Source organism: Thermasporomyces composti, from assembly GCF_003386795.1.
GTDB lineage: Bacteria > Actinomycetota > Actinomycetes > Propionibacteriales > Actinopolymorphaceae > Thermasporomyces > Thermasporomyces composti.
This window is the reverse complement of the sequence record NZ_QTUC01000001.1, coordinates 1,674,036-1,692,498: the sequence shown is the minus strand read 5'-3', so window position 1 is coordinate 1,692,498 and position 18,463 is coordinate 1,674,036. Positions and strand designations below refer to the sequence as shown.

Here is an 18,463-nt window from a genome sequence, read left to right as displayed (position 1 = left end):
CGGTGAGCGTACCCACCCCTGGCCCGCGTCGCCGACGTATCGGGCGCGAAGAATGGGTGCCGTGAGCAGCGCTGACGACACCACACCCGGTGACCAGGATCTCCACGACACCGTCGCGGATGACGGCAGCGACGGTGTCTTCGACGTGAGAGCCTCCGAGGCGGGGGCCCCGCAGGTGGGGGTCGGTCCGTGGGAGGGGCCGTGGCCGGATGACCCGCGGTACGACCCGGTACTGCTCGCCCAGGGTGACCGTCGCAACGTCGTCGATCGCTATCGCTACTGGCGTCGGGAGGCGATCGTCGCCGACCTCGACACCCGTCGGCACGACTTCCACGTCGCGATCGAGAACTGGCAGCACGACCTGAACATCGGCTCCGTCGTCCGCACCGCGAACGCGTTCCTCGCCCGCGAGGTCCACATCGTGGGGCGCCGGCGGTGGAACCGCCGCGGAGCGATGGTGACCGACCGCTACCAGCATGTCCGGTACCACCCGGACATCGAGGCGTTCGCCGGGTGGGCGCGCGACCAGGGCCTGCCCTTGCTCGGCGTCGACAACCTGCCCGGTGCGGTCCCACTGGAGACCTACGACCTGCCAGCGGCGTGTGTCCTCTTGTTCGGTCAGGAGGGACCGGGGCTGTCCGACGCCGCACGGCAGGCCTGCGACGTCGTCCTCTCGATCGCCCAGTACGGCTCGACCCGGTCGATCAACGCGGGCGCCGCCGCGGCGATCGCCATGCATGCGTGGATCCGCCGACACCGGTTCGACCAGAAGCCCTGAGTCAACGACACGAGGAACGGCACGACGCGTCCCGCTCTACAGTTCGTCGATCAGGTCGGCGACCGAGTCCACCACCAGGGAGGGCTTGTAGGGGTAGCGGTCGACGTCGGCGCGGGTGGTGACCCCGCTTAGGACGAGCGCGGTCCGCAGGCCGGCCTCGATCCCGGAGCGGATGTCGGTGTCCATGCGGTCACCGATGATCATCGTCGTCTCGGAGTGAGCCGCGATGCGGTTGAGGGCGCTGCGCATCATGAGCGGGTTGGGCTTGCCGACGAAGTACGGCTCCTTCCCGGTCGCGGTCGTGATGAGCGCGGCGATGGCGCCGCAGGCGGGCAGCGGTCCTTCCGGGGAGGGGCCCACGGTGTCGGGATTCGTGGCGACGAAGCGCGCTCCGGTGCCGAGGATGCGGATGGCGGTCGTGATCGCCGAGAAGCTGTAGGTTCGGGTCTCGCCGAGCACCACGTAGTCGGGTTGTTGGTCGGTGAGCACGTATCCCGCCTCGTGCAATGCCGTCGTCAACCCGGCCTCGCCGAGGACGAACGCGGAGCCGCCCGGCGCCTGGTCGGTCAGGAACTGGGCGGTGGCGAGGGCGGAGGTCCACACCGCCTCCTCGGGCACGTCGAGTCCGGCGGCGTGCAGCCGAGCGCACAGGTCGCGCGGGGTGTAGATCGAGTTGTTGGTGAGGATCTGGAACTTCTTGCCGGATTCCCGCAGCCGCCGTACGAAGTCCGCCGCGCCGGGCACCGGGACGCCCTCGTGCACGAGCACGCCGTCCATGTCGACGAGGATGCTCTCGATCGGTCGTCGCCCAGCCATCCTGACTCCTTCCTCGACCCGGCTCGTACGTGCATCATCCGTCTCCGGCCGGCGGAGCGGTGGGCGTCGGTTTTGTGCAGGACCTTCGGAGGGTGGCTTTCGGGTCTGCGGCGCGCGGGTTGATGGTGCGCTGGGCCGTCCATGGGTCGGCGGTCGTCGGCGTCAAGGACCAGCGATCGCCAGGGGCTTGTGTGCCGGCCGAGGTCGGCGATCACCGTGGCCACCGCTCGTCCTCTCAATGTGGCCGCCCGTCAACGTGGCCTGTCAACGTGGGCGCCCATCAACGTGGCGACCCGTCATCGTGGCGACCTGTGAACGTGGGCGGTGCGAGCGGATCGCCGTTGAGTCCACTCACACCACCCACGTGGCCGGTGGATATCGCCCGTGTGTGATCCGACCGGCAGGGGGTGCCGGCCGCGGTGCTCCGCGATCGCCGGTCACTCCCCTCCAGTGACCGTGGGATCCCGGAGAGCGGCCCGCCGACCATCGACCATGGCTGGTCAACGTGGTCCAACACCGGGGAATCCCCGCGGCAACGCGGACGAGCATATCGCGTCGGTAGTCATCCGAACACCACGGGTAACGAGATGGAGGAGATCGCGAGGAGCTCCGCGAGCAGCGCCCAATCGGCGACCGTCAGCGTGCCGGCTGGCGTCGACGGTGTCAGCCCGGCGGCACTCGTCACCGTCCTCACGCGTGTCCTCGGCACCACCATCGTGAGCAGGCCACGCAGGCGCTGGTGCGGGTCGCGATAGCCGGCGAGGAGCAGCCGACGGAGAACCCGTTGTGCCCGCGGAGACGCCATCCCAGGGCGTCGTCGGATCACCAGGTGGGCGGCGTCGACGGAGGGCGCCGGTACGAACGCGTCTGCGGGAACGCGTCGAGCGATGCGGATGTCGAAGCGGGCACCCCACCACGCCACACGAGGATGTCGGGGACGAGGCGCGCTGACGCGCCTGGCGAAGCCCCATTCGACCACGAGATCGGCCGCGTGCAGCGGCGTCTCGACGGGATCGAGCAAGCGGCTCAGCAGCAGCGTCGACAGGGAGAAGGGAATGGAGGCGACGACCTGGAAGGGGCGTCGCGGGAACGGCACCACTCGCAGGTCTCCCTCGACCACCCGGACGTTGTCGTCCGCCGCGAACCGGCGGCGCAGGCGGCGGACGAAGGCCGGATCGCGCTCGATAGCCACGACCCGGCCACCTGTGCGGGCGAGGGGAGCCGTGAGCGTGCCCGGGCCGGCACCGAGATCGAGCACCAGCGCGTCCGCGCCCACGTCGGCGGAGCGGACGACGGCCTCGATCACGGACGCGGAGCGGAGCACGTGAATGCCGGAGTGGTTCGGAGAAGGGGGACGGCGCGGACGACGGTGGCCCGGGTCGGGACGACCGATGCGGTCGGGACCACCGCGCCGAGCCCGTTGTCGGGGCGCGGGCATGACGACCTCGGAAGGGGAGACGTGCGGACGTGGGGACGTGGACACGCCTCACCGACATCCCGGGAGGGTCGTCTGGGCGTCAGCCGACCAGCGAGCGCCGCGAGATGCGGCCTAGGGCGAAGTGCCGAGAGCGGGCCTTGGAGGAAAGGCCGGACAGAAAACCTGGACGGCGGTCAGACCGTCACCGGGAGTCGGTGCGGCGGTCTGACCGCGGACGGATGAAGAAGCAAGCGGCGAACGAGCCGGCGACCATGGGCGTCACCATAGCGCCGGAGCGCGACGGTGTCGCGTGAATAACCGTCGCCCGAGTGATCGACGTGGCCCGTATCGGCGAACCGTCGTCTGTCGACCAGGCGCGCCGGTGTCAGCCGTCGGTCTGGGTGACCTTGGACAACCCGCGTGGCGAGTCCGGGTTCAAGCCCAAGCGACGGGCGAGCGCCTCGACCATGAGCTGGCCGGGGACGACTGCCGCGAGCGGGGCCACTGGCTCGGGGAGGTTCGGCCCAGGCATCCGAACCGCGCACGCCCGGGCGAAGGCATCGTCACCACCGATTCCGATCGTGCGAGTGCCACGTTCGCGCAGACTCACCGCCACCTCGGTGAGGCCGCCGAGCACAGGCCCGTCCTGCGGGGCCACGACCACGGCGGCCATGTCAGCGTCCACGACCGCGATGGGCCCGTGTCGCAGGTCGGCGTACGACAGCCCGCGAACCGGCCGCAGGCAGGTCTCCTCCAGTTTGAGCGCGATCTCCAGCGAGGTGCCCAGCAGCAGTCCCCGGCCGGTGACCAGCGTCTCGGTGGTGGCGGCCAAGGCCTCGACCGCCTCGTCCACGCCATCACGCCGCTCGATCAACTGGGCCATCTCCGCAGGGACCCGAGCCAAGTCCGCGTCGAGGGCGTGGGGATCGGGCGCGACCGAGGTGGCGAGGATCGCCATGGCGGCCAGCTGGGTCGTGTAGGTCTTGGTGGCGGGGACGGCGAGCTCGCGGCCGGCGTGGGTGACGAGGGTGAGGTCGGCCGCCCGGGCGAGCGAGCTGGTGCCGTCGTTGGTCACGGCGACCGTGCGCGCTCCCTGCGCGGTGGCCCACTCCAAGGTCTCGACGATCTCCCGGGTCTCGCCGGACTGCGACACGCAGATGACCAAGGTGTCGCTGAGATCCACGGCGGCGCGGTAGTGAGTGGCCACGCTGGGAGCGGCGAGCGCGGCCATCCGGTGAGCGTGCGTCTCGAGCAGGTAGCGCCCGTAGACGCAGGCGTTGTCGGAGGAACCGCGGGCGACGAAGAGGACGTGCCGGGTTCCGTGCGCGAGGCGGGCCAGCTCGGGGCGAAGCGGCCGTAGCTGGTCCAAGGTCCGCGCGACCGCCTCGGGTTGCTCGGCGATCTCACGGGCCATCTGGGTCATCATGGGGCGAGCTCCCAAGGTCGTCGTCGTGGGCACAGGGGTCGGCGGACACCGGTGACGGGGCGTCACGGTGTGTCGTGATCGCGTTCGACGAGCTCGGTCAGCCGGCACACGCGTGACACGATGCCGCGGACCCGCGTGGTCAGGACTCCCTTCGGGACCTTAGCCGGCGGCCGTGACGTGGTGGATCGGGGGATGACCTCGCTCGCGGTCCGGGCGCGATGGGTGATGACGTGCATCGAGCGGGTGACGACGAGGAGGAGGGCCGTGGGTGAACGACGTGACCTGGTCACCGATGGACCGGTTCCCAAGCACGTCCAGCTCCGGCGCATCCTGGAGACGCTCGTGACGAAGGAGCTCCGACCGGACGCGCCCATCCCGTCGGAGCGCGAGCTGATGGCCCGCTACAACGTGTCCCGGATGACGGTCCGGGAAGCCATCGGGAAGCTGGTCGGCGAGGGCCGGCTCTACCGAGTCCGAGGCAAGGGCACGTTCGTCGCGCCACCTCGGGTCGACTCCATGCTGGAGCTGACGTCGTTCACCGAGGACATGCGTCGCCGCGGTCTGGAGCCCTCGACCGTGGTGCTGCGATCGGTGGAGGCGGTGCCGCCCGAGCCGGTCCGGCAGGCGCTCGGCCTCACCGCCACACAGTCGGCGTACCGGATCGAGCGGTTGCGGATCGCCGACGGCGTGCCGATGGCGCTGGAGAGCGGGTGGTACGACGCGGAGTCGGCGCCCGGGCTGCTCGATCGCGATCTTTCCGGTTCTCTCTACAGCATCCTGGCGCGCTCGTATGGCATCGTCATTGACGCCGCCACGCAGGTCATGCGCTCGGAGATCGCTGACGCGCAGACCGCGCGGGTGCTCGGAGTCGCCGTGGGCGCGCCACTGCTCGTGCTGGAGCGCACGTCGACGGCGGACGGCCGCCCGGTCGAGCACGTCCGGTCGGCCTACCGCGGCGACCGATACCAGGTGCACGTCAACCTCGCCCGCGCGAGCGATGCGGGCAAGGTCCCATGGCGGCCGACGGGGTGAGCCGCCGCGGCGAGGGCCGTCTGGGGGTGAGCCGACGGGACGAGGGGGAAAGAACCGTCATGTCGTCGTCGCGCGGCCCTGCCCCCATCGCTCCGGCCCGGAAACCGTCGTCGGCGGCTCGTCCGAGATACTGAGGACACGCGAGGACCTACGAGCCATTCGAGGAGCGTCCCATGCCCATCGCCACACCTGAGGTCTACGCCGAGATGCTCGACCGCGCCAAGAAGGGCGCGTTCGCCTACCCCGCCATCAACGTGACGTCCTCGCAGACGCTCAACGCCGCGCTCCGTGGATTCGCTGAGGCGGAAAGTGACGGCATCATTCAGATCTCCACTGGCGGCGCTGAGTTCCTGTCCGGGACCACCGTCAAGGACATGGTGACTGGCGCGGTGGCGTTCGCGCTGTACGCCCGCGAGGTCGCCAAGAAGTACCCCGTCAACATCGCTTTGCACACCGACCACTGCCCGAAGGAGAAGCTGGACAGCTTCGTGCGTCCTCTGCTCGCTCTGTCGACCGAGCGGGTGAAGCGTGGCGAGGAGCCGCTGTTCCAGTCCCACATGTGGGACGGCTCGGCTGTGCCGCTGGAGGAGAACCTTCAGATCGCCAAGGAGCTGCTGGAGAAGTCCCAGGCCGCGAAGACGATCCTCGAGATCGAGGTCGGTGTCGTGGGTGGTGAGGAGGACGGCATCGTCGGTCGGATCGACGAGAAGCTCTACACCACCGTGGCGGACGGCATGCGGACGGCCGAGGTTCTCGGCTTGGGCGAGAACGGCCGCTACATCACGGCGCTGACGTTCGGCAACGTGCACGGCGTCTACAAGCCGGGCAACGTCAAGCTGCGTCCGGAGATCCTCAAGGAGATCCAGGACGAGGTTGGCGCCAAGTACCACCGGGAGAAGCCGTTCGACCTCGTCTTCCACGGCGGCTCCGGCTCGCTGCTGGAGGAGATCCGCGCCGCCGTCGACTACGGCGTGGTCAAGATGAACATCGACACCGACACGCAGTACGCCTTCACCCGGGCGATCGCCGACCACATGTTCAAGAACTACGACGGCGTGCTCAAGGTCGACGGCGAGGTCGGCAACAAGAAGGTCTACGACCCCCGCTCGTACGGCAAGGCGGCCGAGGCGTCGATGGCGCGTCGCGTCGTGGAGGCGTGCGAGCACCTGCGGTCGACGGGGACCACGTCTGCGAAGTGACGAGCTCCGACGTGACGTTTCTCCTCCAGCGTCTCCTCGAGCGCTGAGCAAGCGAATCGGCGACGACGGGGTGTACCGGGAGCGCTCCTGGTGCACCCCGTCACCTGTTCGGCGCCCGTCAGCCGATCAGCCCGGCCGCTGAGCGACCCGGCGCCCGCTCGTCGCGAGGTCGATCTGCACAGCATCCGATCTGCACAGCATCCGATCTGCACAGCATCCGATCTGCACAGCATCCGATCTGCTCGGCATCCGGTCAGCTCTGGTCGACGCGGGACTATGCCTGATGCTCACGATTCGGCTTTAGTCGATCACAAGGCGCCATCGAATCGCCGTGTCGCGGGACGTGAGTGGTGAAGTTCACAGGAAAGTCGCCATTTCCAGAAACCGAGACAGCGTAGAGACGCCCTGTCACCACGCTTGTACTTTCCGCGAGAGAAAGAGCATTCCTGTCAGTCCTATGCCCGTTTGGGGGGCTCCATTCATAACAGCCCGATAACGACCGACTGCAACCGAAACCTGCCTGTCCGCATGCGGTCATGACCGATGCTGAGCTGCGGTATTGCGCTCGTTTCGAGCTCACTACGAAACTTCATCAACAGCGGCGGCGCTCCGGACGGACGCGAGTCCTATGAGGGGCGCTGCCGCAATCCATGTTTGACGAGGGATGCTCGGCGCATTCGCAACGAGGCCTTGATATCGCAGTGCGACGGTTCGGTCGCTTTCCGTGTGAGCCGGTCATCGAGGTGAGTCAGCGGTCGACGCGCCAGTGAATCCGGGGCTCGGTCGTTCGGAATCGATCGAGCGGTCACGCGCCAGGATGTCGACATGAGCATTCGGCAGAACCTGCTGGGCGAACCACCCCCGACGACTCTGCCCGAGGACGAGCGGGCCCGTGCGGCGCTGGACGCCGGGGCGGACGCGGCCGACGTGGCCCGAGCGCACCCGGCGTACTCCCTCGCCTGGGCCATCCTGGCTGAACGCGCTCTCGCTGAGGGACGTGACCTCGACGCCTACGCCTACGCGCGGGTGGGCTACCACCGCGGACTTGACGCCCTCCGCCGCCACGGCTGGAAGGGCCATGGCCCCATCCCCTGGGAGCACGAGCCGAACCGTGGCTTCCTGCGCTCTCTCGCGGCGCTGGCTCGAGCGGCCGAGGCCATCGGAGAGGCGGACGAGGCGCAGCGTTGCGCGACGTTCCTCGCCGAATCGAGCCAGACCGCGGCTCGCGAGCTCGGCGTCGGCTGATCCGGTTCGACGGCCGCGCACGGCGAAGACTCGGCGAGAGTCCCGCTGGGTCGAAGCCCACCGGCACGAGCCCACCCGGCATGAGCCAGCCGGCGTGGGCCCGTGCCGGCTCGGGCGGAAATCAGCTCTTCGGGACGAGCATCCGGAGTCTGCCCGGCGCCACCTGCCACGTGCACCGCCGCTCCGAGCCGCTCGCCACGCCGTCGGTGCGCATCGAGAAGCGCTGGCCCGCGACGCTGACACGGCGGGCGCGCACCTTCACGGGCCGGTCGTGGGCGTCGGTCTCGCGGCCCAGGAGGCGGCGGGCACGGACGAGCAGGCTGGGTGCGAAGCAGACGAGCACGTCGGCGTAACCGTCGGCGGGGTCGGCCGCCGGCGGGGACGCCGAACGGCGAGGCGGCAGGACGTTGGCGACGGTGACCTGGAGCACCGGCCGGTCGAAGTCGACGAGGACGTGGTCGTCGGCCTGCACGCGCACGTGCAAGGGCCGCGCCAGGTCCGGGAGCAGGCTTCGTCGCCCTGCCTGGGCGGTCTCCAGGTCGTCTCCAGTCCGCGCTCGACGTCGCTCCAGCTGCACGGCGTTGACCGCCACCGAGCCACGACAGTCGATGAGGAGGTCGAACCGCCGTTCGGTGCCGTGGAGCAGCGCGTGGGCCGCCTCCACCGGGTCCGGCGGGATCCCCACGCCGGTCGCGAAGTCCTTGCTGGAGCCGTCGGGGAGGAGGGCTACCAGGGTCTCGTCGAGCTCGTTGCGACGGTGGAGCGCTGACACGACGGTGTGCAGGTGGTCGTCGTCACCGATCACGACGACCGTGCGGCCGCCGCGTCGGTGCAGGGCTCCGTCAAGGTCGCCCGGCATCGCCAGCCGAGCCACCTGCACGTCGGCCTGGGCTCTGAGGGCGTCGATGGCGGCCCGCACTCTCTGCTCGTCCGAGCCGTCGGCGTCGTCCTTGATCACCACAAGCAGGGACTCCACGCCGGCACCATACCGTTCTGATCCCCTTTGGTGACTCTCCGCGAGGGTTGCGGCGGCCGAGACTGGCCCGTCGGACCCCAGCGTGTACCGCGACGCTCGCGTGGGTGTCGACCGGCTAACCTGGCCTGCGCAGGAGCCGTGGCCGCGACTCGCCGCGCGTGCCTGGGTACACGTTCGTTGAGGATGCGGTGACGGCTGGACGTCCGTCACCGGGAAGGATCCCCATGCCCGCGATTGTGCTGGTTGGCGCCCAGTGGGGTGATGAGGGCAAAGGGAAGGTCACAGACCTGCTGGGCAGCTCCATCGACTACTGCGTGCGTTACCAGGGGGGCAACAACGCCGGCCACACGGTCGTCGTCGACGGCGAGACCTACGACATGCACCTCCTTCCCTCCGGCACCCTCACCCCGGGCGTCGTCCCGGTGCTGGGCAACGGCGTGGTGATCGACCCGGCGGTCCTGCTCCACGAGATCGAGCTGCTGGAGTCCCGGGGAGTCAGCTGCTCCGACTTGCTGATCTCCGCCAACGCGCACCTGATCGCGCCCTACAACGTCACCCTCGACAAGGTGACGGAACGCTTCCTCGGCAAGAACCGCATCGGCACGACCGGCCGTGGTATCGGCCCCACGTACGCCGACAAGGTGAACCGGGTGGGCGTCCGGGTGCAGGACCTGTTCGACCCCGGCATCCTCCGGCAGAAGGTGGAGGGTGCGCTCGAGCAGAAGAACCACCTGCTGGTCAAGGTCTACAACCGCCGCGCGATCGAAGTCGACAGCATCGTCGAGGGCTTCCTCGGTTACGCCGACGCCATCCGCCCCTACGTCACCGACACGTCGGCGCTGCTCAACCGCGCGCTCGACGAGGGCAAGGTCGTCTTGCTCGAAGGCGCTCAGGGCGCCTTGCTCGACGTCGACCACGGCACGTATCCGTTCGTCACGTCGTCCAACCCCACGGCCGGTGGTGCCTGCATCGGCTCCGGCATCGGTCCGACGCGGATCGATCGGGTGATCGGCGTCCTCAAGGCCTACACCACCCGGGTGGGGTCGGGGCCGTTCCCCACGGAGCTGCACGACGGGGACGGCGACCGCCTCCGTGAGATCGGCGGCGAGTACGGCGTGACCACGGGTCGGCCCCGCCGGTGCGGGTGGCTCGACGTGGTCATCGCGCGGTACTCCAGCCGCATCAACGGCTTCACCGACTACTTCCTCACCAAGCTCGACGTCCTCTCCGGCTTCGAGCGGATCCCGGTGTGCGTGGCCTACGAGGTCGACGGCACGCGACACGACGAGATGCCGTTGACCCAGACCGAGTTCCACCACGCCAAGCCGATCTACGAGTACCTCGACGGCTGGTCGGAGGACATCTCCGGCTGCCGGACGTTCGAGGACCTGCCCAGGGCCGCACAGGCCTACGTCAAAGCGGTGGAGGAACTCATCGGCACACCCATCGCCGGGATCGGGGTCGGTCGGGGTCGGGACGCGGTCATCGTGCTGCGCGACCTGATCTGACACGCCCGCCCTCAGCGTCGCTCATCGCCCGCCCTTCCTCCGGACCGGGCCGTCTCCAGGCCAGGGCGTCGTCCAGGTTTGGGTGTGCCTCGGCCAGGGCCGCGGCGACGTCTGCACGTGGCGTCACCCCACCGTCGTAACCGGGCGCGCGCCCGATCGTTCTCACTGCGCAGGTTCGCGGTCCGGACGGGAGCGGTTCGCTCCCGGGCGGGAGGGCGTTCATGGACTCGCTGCGTCGCGCGCTCGGCATCGTCGTCGGAGCCGGTGTCGGGGCCAGCTGTCTGGTGGTGGCGACCGCCGGGTCGGCGCCAGCCCGGATCCCCGTCAGCCAGGCGTCGGCGAGTGCCGCGACGGTGACCCTCGCGGGCGAGCAGGTAGGGACCGGGGCCTACACGGCGACGCACGACGGCGCCGAGGAACGGACCTCCGGGCGGAACACGCCGGTTCTTCCCCTCCTCGACCATCAGGTCGGGGTCGTGGGTGGTGTGCTCGGCCAGGACGCCACTGCCAGTGGCGACGGCACCTCAGCCGCGTGCGCCGGTCTCGTGGGTCGCGACGGGATGGTTCGGGTCGGTCCGGCCGGCAGCTGTCTCGTCGAGCCCGGCGGCCGGATCGAGGTCTCCCTCGGCTCGCTCGACCAGCTCGGGCTCGGCGACGTCCTCTCGTCCGCGGGACCGCTGGAGCTGCCCGACCTGCCGGGGCCGCTCGAGCTGCCGGAGCTCGAGCTTCGTGTGGAGGGTCGGGCGGTGACCGCGACGTGCCGGGCCACCCCCCACGACATCACCGGCTCGGCCAGCGTGGTCGACGCCTCGGTCGTCGCGGTCGTCGCCGGGCAACGACTCGACGTCGCGACGATCACACCGGAGGGGGTTCGGCTCGGGCTGCTCGACGTCTTGGACCAGCTCGCCGAGCTGCTGGAGATCCCCGGGCTCGGTGACGTGCTGAGTCAGCTGCTCGAGCAGCTTCCCACCGATCAGCTGCCGACCGGTGACCTGCTGACGGTAGCGACGGACGAACGCGTCCGCGAGGCGGGCGGGTTGCGGGTCACCGCCCTGCGGGTGGGCGTCGTCCCCGACCAGCTCGCCGACATCACGGTCGGCACGGTCTCCTGCGGTCCGAACCGGGCGGTGGTTCGCCGCACCCCACCCAGTCCGACGCCGACGGCGGCGCCGACGCCGACGGTCGCGCCGACCCTCGTCCCGACGGCGGTCCCCGCCGGGCTCGCCGCGCCGCCGCCGGGAATGGCAGCGACGCGACCGACGGCAGTCGAGCGCCCGACGGTCGGCCTGGCGCTGATGGCGCTCGCCGGCGTGGTCCTCGGCGTCCTGCTCCACCGGCGGCGCCGTCGTGTCTGAGCGCCGTCTCGCCGGCGTCCTCCTCGGCGTTGGTCTCTTCGCGGCGCTCGTGGTCTGGGGACCAATGGCCGAGGAGGAGCCGACAGCTGCCCGGTCTCCCGCGGCGTCCGCCCGCGGCATGCTCGAACCGAGGCTGAGGCCGGCACCGCCGCAACGCTTGGCCATCCCCCGCCTCGGGGTCCGGGCGCAGGTCGTGGCGGTCGACGTCGGTCCCGATCGGACGATGCGGCCTCCCCGCCGACCCGACGTCGTCGGGTGGTGGTCCGGTGGTGCCGCGCCCGGTGCCGCGCGAGGGCGGACGGTGGTCGCCGGCCACACCGTGCACACCGGTGGCGGTGCCTTCGACCACGTGTCGCGGCTGCGGCGAGGTGACCGGATCGACGTTCGAACGTCAAGCGGCGTCCTGCGCTACACCGTCGAACGCGTCCAGACCTTTCACAAGGACGCCCTCGCCGACGCCGCGGAGCGGCTCTTCGCCCGAGACGGGCCGCCGCGGCTCGTCCTGGTCAGCTGCGACGACTGGGACGGACGGAGGTACCTCTCCAACGTCGTCGTGGTCGCCGCGCCGGTACGCGCGGTGCCGACGCGGGAAAGGCTGAATCGGTGAGCAGTGACGAACGACCCCTCGTCGTGGTCGACGGCGCGAACGTCGTCGGCTCGGTGCCGGACGGCTGGTGGCGGGACCGGGAGGCCGCGATCCGACGTCTGCGGGAAGCGCTGGGCCCGGTGGCGGTCGCGGGGATCGGGGACGAGGTCGAGCCACCCGTCGACGTGACCCTCGTCGTCGAGGGAGCGGCGCGCGGCGTGGAGAGCACGCCGAATGTTCGGGTTGTCTCGGCCGCTGGAGCGGCCGACGACACGATCGTCGACCTCGTCGCCCAGGCGGACCCCCGCCGGCGCCGGGTCGTGGTCACCGCTGATCGGGAGCTGCGGGAACGTGTCGAGGCGCTGGGCGCGGAGGTGGTCGGCCCGCGTGCCGTGTACCCGCCGCCGCACCCGCCGCCGTCGTGACGTCCGTCGCCCGTGTCGACGGCGGGGTCGGCGATCGACGCGATCACGGCGTCGTTAGGGTCGGGTGCCATGGACGTGCTCGTCGTGGGCGCCGGTGGTCGGGAACACGCCCTGGTCCGTGCGCTGGCGGATGACCCGACGGTCGAGGTCGTACACGCGGCACCGGGCAACCCGGGTATCGCCGAGCTCGCGGAGATCCACGCGGTCGAGGCGACCGACGGTGCGGCGGTCGCGGACCTGGCGCGGAAGCTCCAGGTCGACCTAGTGGTGATCGGACCCGAGGCCCCGCTCGTCGCGGGAGTCGCCGACGCCGTGCGGGAGTGCGGCATCCCCTGCTTCGGGCCGTCGGCGGAGGCCGCGCGGATCGAAGGATCGAAGGCGTTCGCCAAGGAGGTCATGGCGGCCGCCGGGGTGCCCACCGCGGCGGCGCGGGTCTGTGAGGACCCCACCCAGGTCGCCGCCGCGTTGGACGAGTTCGGCTCACCATACGTCGTGAAGAACGACGGGCTCGCGGCAGGCAAGGGGGTCGTCGTCACCACCGACCGCGAGGCCGCGCTGGCGCATGCCGCCGCGTGCGGGCGGGTGGTGGTCGAGGAGTACCTCGACGGACCGGAGGTGTCGCTGTTCGGTGTCACCGACGGTACGACGGTCGTCCCGCTCGTACCCGCACAGGACTTCAAGCGCGTCGGCGACGGTGACACCGGCCCCAACACCGGGGGGATGGGGGCGTACGCGCCGCTGCCGTGGGCTCCCGCCGACCTCGCCGATGAGGTCGTCGCGCGCATCCTGCAACCCACCGTCGACGAGCTCCGCCGCCGGGGCACGCCCTTCGCCGGACTCCTCTACGCCGGGCTGGCCCTCACCTCGCGCGGGGTGCGCGTGGTGGAGTTCAACGCCCGCTTCGGTGACCCGGAGACCCAGTCGGTATTGACGTTGCTGCGCTCGCCCGTGGGCGGTCTCCTCCACGCCGCCGCGACCGGAGGGCTCGCCGGTGCCGAACCGCCGCGCTGGGATCCCGGTGCGGCTGTCACGGTCGTCGTGGCCGCCGAGGGCTACCCCGGCACGCCTCGCCGCGGCGACCTCGTCGAGGGACTGGACGAGCTCGCGGCTCTGGAGGGCGTCCGGGTCTTCCACGCGGGGACGGCCGTCGACTCGGACGGTCGGCTCGTGACGGCAGGCGGACGCGTCCTCGCGGTCACGGCCACGGGCCCGGATGTGGCCGCCGCCCGGGTGCGGGCCTACGACGCGGTGGGGCGGATTCGCATCGAGGGCGCCCACTACCGGCGGGACATCGCCGCGAAGGCAGCGGGCCAGTCGGCCTGAATCGCCCGACGCAGACCTGACGGCGAGGTGGGGTCGACCGCTGCGACCGGCTCGCCCCTGGCCCGGCCCAGCCCGGTCACGGGTGGCCGATCAGGTCTGGTACGTCAGGCAGTCGACGACGTGGTCCTGCTGGTAGCCGACGACGATGCCGGGCGCCTGGCACTCCAGCGAGACGTTGTGCACGCAGTCCACCATCCGGCAGGCGCCCACGTGTCCGAGGTTCTCCGGGTCGCCACCTTTCATGTCGGTGTCGAAGAACGTCTCGCAGCGAGCGCCGTCCGTGTTGCCTACCGTGATCGCGAGCGCGTGGCACTCCCGCTGCCGGTTGTAGGCGCAGCTTTCGACGGTGCAGCTGTCGATGACGGGCATCTGCATGGTGTCCCCGTTTCGCGACGAGCGGTGGCCCGTTCCCCTTCGCGCAGGCTACGTCGTGGCTGTGCGGGATTGGGTGAATTTCGGGTGATCCGTTCGCGCCGGGTGTCGGCGAGGGGGCGGGATAGGTTCCCGTCGTGCTCACCATCCGGTCGCTGGTCGCCGACGAGGCGCTCGAGCTGCGGGTCCTCGCCGCCGGTCGCCCCGGGGCGCTGGACGCGGACGTGGTCTGGGTGCACAACACCGAGCTCCTCGACCCGTCGCCCTACCTCCGGCAGCGCGAGCTGGTGCTCACCAACGGGCTGTGGCACGAGGGCGCCGAGTCCTCCGCCACGTTCGTCGCCAACGTGGTACGGGCGGGTGGTGCCGGGATCGTCTTCGGGCTCCGCGAGCAGGCTCCGACCACGCCACCGGATCTGATCGCCGCCTGCCGGGACGCCGAGCTGCCGCTCCTGGAGATCTCCGCGACCGTGCCGTTCACCGCGGTGTCGCGGGCCGTCGCGACCGTGTACGCGGAGCGACGTCAGCGCGCCTTGCTTCGGACAGTGCGCCGGGGTGACGCGCTCGCTGAGGCGATCTCGGTCGGCTCGGGGGCCGCCGGGGTGCTGCGTGTGCTGCGACGGGACCACGACCTGCCGCTGGCGGTGGTGGACCGGACGGGTCGGCTGCTGGGCGCCGAGGGTGTCCCGCTGCCCGGCCCGCACCTGGACGGCCCGGCTCTCCCGGGCGGGAATCATCACGCGCTGCTCGTCCGAGGTCGTCACGGCTCCTCAGCGAACCAGGGACCCCGGGGATGCGGCGATGGTGGATCACCCAGTGTTCGACGACCTCGGTGGGAGATTCCTCCAAAGGCTCCAAAGGGGAGCGCAGGGCCAGCCGGACGAGAACCGACTGACCCTGCGCCGTCCCTGGACGGAACCGGACGAACTGACCGTCGGCTGGCCAGCCAGAGCTGGTTCGGTCAACCCCGGCCGGTCTTGGCGTTGAACTCGTCCCGCCAGGCGATCCACTGGCGGAGCGTCGTCAGGTCGTAGTCGGGTCCGGACACGCCCACGGTGAACTGGGTGATCCCGACGGCGACGAACTCCTCCGCTTGGGTGGGTGGGCCGTCCACACCGATCGAGCGCTCGATCTCGTTGGGGTCGCGTCCGATCTCCTGGCACCACCGGTCGAGGACGGCGCACTTGTGGCGGGCGGTCTCGACGTCGCCGAAGCCGTGCCAGATGTGCGCGTACTGGGCTGCATAACGGAGCGTGCGCCGCTCGCCACCACCCCCGATGAGGATCGGGATCTGGCGAGTGGGCGGCGGGTTCAGCCGCTCCCACCGACGCACGATGCGCGGAAGCGCGGCCTCGAGCGCGTCCAACCGCGTGCCGGGTGTGCCGAACTCGTAGCCGTACTCGGTGTAGTCACGCTCGAACCAGCCCGCCCCGATGCCCAGGATGAGCCGGCCGCCGCTCATGTGGTCGACCGTGCGGGCCATGTCGGCGAGCAAGTCGGGGTTGCGGTAGCTGTTGCAGGTGACGAGCGCGCCGATCTCCACTCGGGACGTCTGCTCCGCCCAGGCGCCGAGCATCGTCCAGCACTCGAAGTGCTTGCCGTCCGGGTCGCCGTAGAGCGGGAAGAAGTGGTCCCAGTTGTAGATGATGTCGACGCCGGCCTCCTCGGCGCGGGCCACGGTGTCCCGGATCTGGGCGTAGTCGGCGTGCTGGGGCTGGAGCTGCACAGCCACCCTGACAGGTTTGGTCATATTCACCCAGCCTACGAGGGACCTCTCCGCCGGTCCGGCGCGCCGGAGCGCCGCGTGGTGGAGTCTTTGCCGACGGGTCTGGACCGCCGAGCGGTGGCCCGGTCCAGACGAGCGTGGGCCCAGCGCGAAAGAATGCGGGTGTGGCAGCGCCCTCGATTCCCAACGTCCTCGCCTCCCGGTACGCCTCCGCGGAGCTGGTCCGGCTGTGGTCGCCGGCGCACAAGGTCGTCCTCGAACGGCGGCTGTGGATCGCGGTGCTCCGCGCTCAGCGTGACCTCGGCGTCGAGGTGCCCGACGAGGTGCTCGAGGCGTACGAGCGGGTCGTCGAGAACGTCGACCTCGACTCGATCCGAGCCCGCGAGAAGGTCACCCGTCACGACGTGAAGGCCCGCATCGAGGAGTTCGTGGCGCTCGCGGGGCACGAGCACATCCACAAGGGGATGACCAGTCGGGACCTGACCGAGAACGTCGAGCAGCTGCAGATCCGGGCGTCGCTGGAGCTGATCCGCGACCGGGTCGTCGCCACCCTGGCACGACTGGCCGCGCGGGCCACCGAGTACGCCGACCTGGTCATGGTCGGCCGCAGTCACAACGTCCCCGCCCAGGCCACCACGCTGGGCAAGCGCTTCGCCACGGCGGCGGAGGAGCTGCTCGTCGCGTTCGAGCGGCTGGAGGACCTGATCGCGCGGTACCCGCTGCGCGGCATCAAGGGTCCCGTCGGGACGGCCCAGGACCAGCTCGACCTGCTCGACGGCGACGCGGGCAAGCTGGCCGAGTTGGAGCGTCGCGTCGCGGAGCACCTGGGCTTCGAGCGAGTGCTCACCAGCGTGGGTCAGGTCTACCCACGCTCCCTCGACTTCGACGTCCTCTCCGCGCTCGTCCAGGCGGCGGCAGCGCCGTCCAGCCTCGCCACGACGATCCGGTTGATGGCCGGCCAGGAGCTGGTCACCGAGGGCTTCCAGCCTGGCCAGGTCGGTTCCTCGGCCATGCCGCACAAGATGAACACCCGGTCGTGTGAACGGGTCAACGGGCTGGCGGTCGTCCTGCGCGGCTATCTGTCGATGGTGGGGGAGCTCGCTGGCGACCAGTGGAACGAGGGCGACGTCTCCTGCTCGGTCGTCCGCCGGGTGGCGTTGCCGGACGCGTTCTTCGCGGCGGACGGGCTGTTCCAAACGTTCCTCACCGTGCTGGGCGAGTTCGGAGCCTTCCCGGCCGTCGTACGACGGGAGCTCGACCGCTACCTGCCGTTCCTGGCGACGACGAAGATCCTCCTGGCGGCCGTGCGGCGCGGCGTCGGCCGGGAGACCGCGCACGAGGTCATCAAGGAGCACGCGGTCGCCGTGGCGCTGGCCATGCGGGAGAAGGGGGCCGACCAGAACGACCTGCTCGACCGGCTCGCCTCCGACGATCGTCTCGGGCTGTCGCGGGACGAGCTCGCGGCGCTCCTCGACGAGCCGCTGGCGTTCACCGGCGCCGCGTCGGCGCAGGTCGCCACCGTCGTGCGGCGCGTCGAGGAGGTCGTGCGGCGCTATCCGGACGCCGCGGCGTACGAGCCTGGCGCGATCTTGTAGCGGGCGCGATCAGGGTGCGGACACCCTCTCCTGTGGTGGGCGGACTGGTCGCGCTGGTCCTCCTCGCGGTGTCCGCTGGGCTGGGCCTCCTCCTCGGGAGCGGTCTCGGGGACGGGCGTTGGATCGGGCTCGCGCTCGGTGCGCTCGTCGGAGGAGTGCCGGGTGGCGTCTTCGGCTGGGCGGTGGCGCGGTGGGAGCCGTACGACGTGCGTCGCGGTCGAGGGCTGCTCGCCGTCGCGGTCGACGTGACCTGGAGTCTGCCGAACACGTGGGCTGGCGCGGTCTTCCTCGCCGTCAACCTGCTGCTCGGCAACCGCGTCGAGCCGGACCTCACCCGGCACAGCGGCGCCGTGCACTTGGTCAACGGTGTGTTTCCGCCGATCGGGGGCGTGCGGTACGTCACCACGATCGGCACCGTCATCGCCGGTGTCGCGCCAGCCGTCCACCGGCACGAGCACGGGCACATCCTCCAGGCGCGGTTGTTCGGCCCGCTCTACCTCCCCCTCGTGGTGTCGCACTACGTGGTCGCCACCGTGGTGCCGTACTGGTGGCTCTACCACGACCACGGCCGGTACCCGATCACCGACCTCGGCAGCTACCTCACGCGCGGGGTCTACCACCACGTGTGGCACGAGGAGTGGTGCTACCGCCGCTACGGGCCGCCTCGCTGACCGGTTCCCGGCA

The 18,463-nt window shown here is 70.7% G+C and carries 18 protein-coding genes; 12 read left to right on the top strand and 6 right to left on the bottom strand.

The genetic code is table 11. From position 1 onward, the window contains the following. Positions 1–52 precede the first annotated feature (52 nt). Positions 53–778, top strand: coding sequence for a TrmH family RNA methyltransferase (locus DFJ64_RS07385; RefSeq protein ID WP_115849781.1), 726 nt, complete (start codon positions 53–55; stop codon positions 776–778). Positions 779–814: 36 nt separating this feature from the next. Here the strand turns inward: DFJ64_RS07385 and DFJ64_RS07380 are convergent, their stop codons facing one another. The 3 genes from DFJ64_RS07380 to DFJ64_RS07370 all read right to left on the bottom strand — a co-directional run bounded on the left by DFJ64_RS07380 (position 815) and on the right by DFJ64_RS07370 (position 4,425). After that, positions 815–1,594 (bottom strand): HAD-IIA family hydrolase, encoded by a 780-nt coding sequence (locus DFJ64_RS07380; protein ID WP_115849780.1) that lies wholly within the window; start codon positions 1,592–1,594, stop codon positions 815–817. Between the two features lie 562 nt (positions 1,595–2,156). Then, the gene (locus DFJ64_RS07375; RefSeq protein WP_147304628.1) at positions 2,157–3,032 is read right to left on the bottom strand and encodes a ribosomal RNA small subunit methyltransferase A; all 876 of its coding nucleotides are present in this window, start codon (positions 3,030–3,032) and stop codon (positions 2,157–2,159) included. 364 nt (positions 3,033–3,396) lie between these two features. Next, the gene (locus DFJ64_RS07370; RefSeq protein WP_245941001.1) at positions 3,397–4,425 is read right to left on the bottom strand and encodes an SIS domain-containing protein; all 1,029 of its coding nucleotides are present in this window, start codon (positions 4,423–4,425) and stop codon (positions 3,397–3,399) included. A gap of 276 nt (positions 4,426–4,701) precedes the next feature. Between DFJ64_RS07370 and DFJ64_RS07365 the strand changes: the two genes are divergently transcribed. The 3 genes from DFJ64_RS07365 (at position 4,702) to DFJ64_RS07355 (ending at position 7,913) form a co-directional block, all read left to right on the top strand. Continuing rightward, positions 4,702–5,469 (top strand): GntR family transcriptional regulator, encoded by a 768-nt coding sequence (locus tag DFJ64_RS07365; protein WP_115849777.1) that lies wholly within the window; start codon positions 4,702–4,704, stop codon positions 5,467–5,469. Positions 5,470–5,642: 173 nt separating this feature from the next. Further along, positions 5,643–6,668 carry a class II fructose-bisphosphate aldolase gene (fbaA, locus tag DFJ64_RS07360; RefSeq protein ID WP_115849776.1) on the top strand — a complete coding sequence of 342 codons (1,026 nt, stop codon included), beginning with the start codon at positions 5,643–5,645 and terminating at the stop codon, positions 6,666–6,668. Positions 6,669–7,493: 825 nt separating this feature from the next. Beyond that, positions 7,494–7,913 (top strand): DUF3151 domain-containing protein, encoded by a 420-nt coding sequence (locus DFJ64_RS07355; RefSeq protein ID WP_115849775.1) that lies wholly within the window; start codon positions 7,494–7,496, stop codon positions 7,911–7,913. Between the two features lie 121 nt (positions 7,914–8,034). Here the strand turns inward: DFJ64_RS07355 and DFJ64_RS07350 are convergent, their stop codons facing one another. Then, positions 8,035–8,889, bottom strand: a complete 855-nt coding sequence (locus DFJ64_RS07350) for a diacylglycerol/lipid kinase family protein (protein ID WP_170152531.1) — start codon at positions 8,887–8,889, stop codon at positions 8,035–8,037. Positions 8,890–9,113: 224 nt separating this feature from the next. Between DFJ64_RS07350 and DFJ64_RS07345 the strand changes: the two genes are divergently transcribed. From DFJ64_RS07345 to purD, 5 genes are all read left to right on the top strand, one after another. Then, on the top strand, positions 9,114–10,397 hold the full coding sequence (locus tag DFJ64_RS07345; protein WP_115849773.1) for an adenylosuccinate synthase: 1,284 nt from the start codon (positions 9,114–9,116) through the stop codon (positions 10,395–10,397). 221 nt (positions 10,398–10,618) lie between these two features. After that, the gene (locus DFJ64_RS07340) at positions 10,619–11,752 is read left to right on the top strand and encodes a hypothetical protein (protein WP_115849772.1); all 1,134 of its coding nucleotides are present in this window, start codon (positions 10,619–10,621) and stop codon (positions 11,750–11,752) included. Next, a complete protein-coding gene (locus DFJ64_RS07335; RefSeq protein WP_245941000.1) occupies positions 11,745–12,359 on the top strand; it encodes a class F sortase in 615 nt (204 codons plus the stop codon). Before DFJ64_RS07340 ends, DFJ64_RS07335 begins: the two co-directional genes overlap by 8 nt. Beyond that, positions 12,356–12,763: a PIN domain-containing protein gene (locus DFJ64_RS07330; protein ID WP_115849771.1), complete on the top strand. Its 408-nt coding sequence runs from the start codon at positions 12,356–12,358 to the stop codon at positions 12,761–12,763. Before DFJ64_RS07335 ends, DFJ64_RS07330 begins: the two co-directional genes overlap by 4 nt. A 69-nt stretch (positions 12,764–12,832) precedes the next feature. Then, positions 12,833–14,086 (top strand): phosphoribosylamine--glycine ligase, encoded by a 1,254-nt coding sequence (purD, locus tag DFJ64_RS07325; protein ID WP_115851901.1) that lies wholly within the window; start codon positions 12,833–12,835, stop codon positions 14,084–14,086. 90 nt (positions 14,087–14,176) lie between these two features. On the opposite strand, the gene DFJ64_RS07320 is transcribed toward purD, so the two are convergent. Then, positions 14,177–14,455, bottom strand: coding sequence for a DUF1540 domain-containing protein (locus DFJ64_RS07320; RefSeq protein ID WP_245940999.1), 279 nt, complete (start codon positions 14,453–14,455; stop codon positions 14,177–14,179). A gap of 140 nt (positions 14,456–14,595) precedes the next feature. On the opposite strand from DFJ64_RS07320, the gene DFJ64_RS07315 reads away from it, so the two are divergent. Continuing rightward, the gene (locus DFJ64_RS07315) at positions 14,596–15,492 is read left to right on the top strand and encodes a PucR family transcriptional regulator ligand-binding domain-containing protein (protein WP_115849769.1); all 897 of its coding nucleotides are present in this window, start codon (positions 14,596–14,598) and stop codon (positions 15,490–15,492) included. Here the strand turns inward: DFJ64_RS07315 and DFJ64_RS07310 are convergent. Then, on the bottom strand, positions 15,420–16,208 hold the full coding sequence (locus DFJ64_RS07310; RefSeq protein WP_115849768.1) for an LLM class F420-dependent oxidoreductase: 789 nt from the start codon (positions 16,206–16,208) through the stop codon (positions 15,420–15,422). The two genes, DFJ64_RS07315 and DFJ64_RS07310, sit on opposite strands and share 73 nt — an antisense overlap. Positions 16,209–16,348: 140 nt before the next feature. On the opposite strand from DFJ64_RS07310, the gene purB reads away from it, so the two are divergent. Beyond that, positions 16,349–17,779, top strand: coding sequence for an adenylosuccinate lyase (gene purB, locus DFJ64_RS07305; protein ID WP_115849767.1), 1,431 nt, complete (start codon positions 16,349–16,351; stop codon positions 17,777–17,779). 35 nt (positions 17,780–17,814) lie between these two features. Continuing rightward, complete coding sequence (locus DFJ64_RS07300) at positions 17,815–18,450, top strand: glycine zipper family protein (protein ID WP_147304627.1); 636 nt, start codon at positions 17,815–17,817, stop codon at positions 18,448–18,450. The last annotated feature ends 13 nt before the right edge of the window (positions 18,451–18,463 follow it).

Coding starts and splice junctions, on each gene's coding strand:
- DFJ64_RS07385 (WP_115849781.1), top strand. CDS start 53: ATGGGTGCCGTGAGCAGCGCTGACGACACCACACCCGGTGACCAGGAT.
- DFJ64_RS07380 (WP_115849780.1), bottom strand. CDS start 1,594: ATGGCTGGGCGACGACCGATCGAGAGCATCCTCGTCGACATGGACGGC.
- DFJ64_RS07375 (WP_147304628.1), bottom strand. CDS start 3,032: ATGCCCGCGCCCCGACAACGGGCTCGGCGCGGTGGTCCCGACCGCATC.
- DFJ64_RS07370 (WP_245941001.1), bottom strand. CDS start 4,425: ATGGCCCGTGAGATCGCCGAGCAACCCGAGGCGGTCGCGCGGACCTTG.
- fbaA (WP_115849776.1), top strand. CDS start 5,643: ATGCCCATCGCCACACCTGAGGTCTACGCCGAGATGCTCGACCGCGCC.
- DFJ64_RS07355 (WP_115849775.1), top strand. CDS start 7,494: ATGAGCATTCGGCAGAACCTGCTGGGCGAACCACCCCCGACGACTCTG.
- DFJ64_RS07345 (WP_115849773.1), top strand. CDS start 9,114: ATGCCCGCGATTGTGCTGGTTGGCGCCCAGTGGGGTGATGAGGGCAAA.
- DFJ64_RS07340 (WP_115849772.1), top strand. CDS start 10,619: ATGGACTCGCTGCGTCGCGCGCTCGGCATCGTCGTCGGAGCCGGTGTC.
- purD (WP_115851901.1), top strand. CDS start 12,833: ATGGACGTGCTCGTCGTGGGCGCCGGTGGTCGGGAACACGCCCTGGTC.
- DFJ64_RS07320 (WP_245940999.1), bottom strand. CDS start 14,455: ATGCCCGTCATCGACAGCTGCACCGTCGAAAGCTGCGCCTACAACCGG.
- DFJ64_RS07310 (WP_115849768.1), bottom strand. CDS start 16,208: ATGACCAAACCTGTCAGGGTGGCTGTGCAGCTCCAGCCCCAGCACGCC.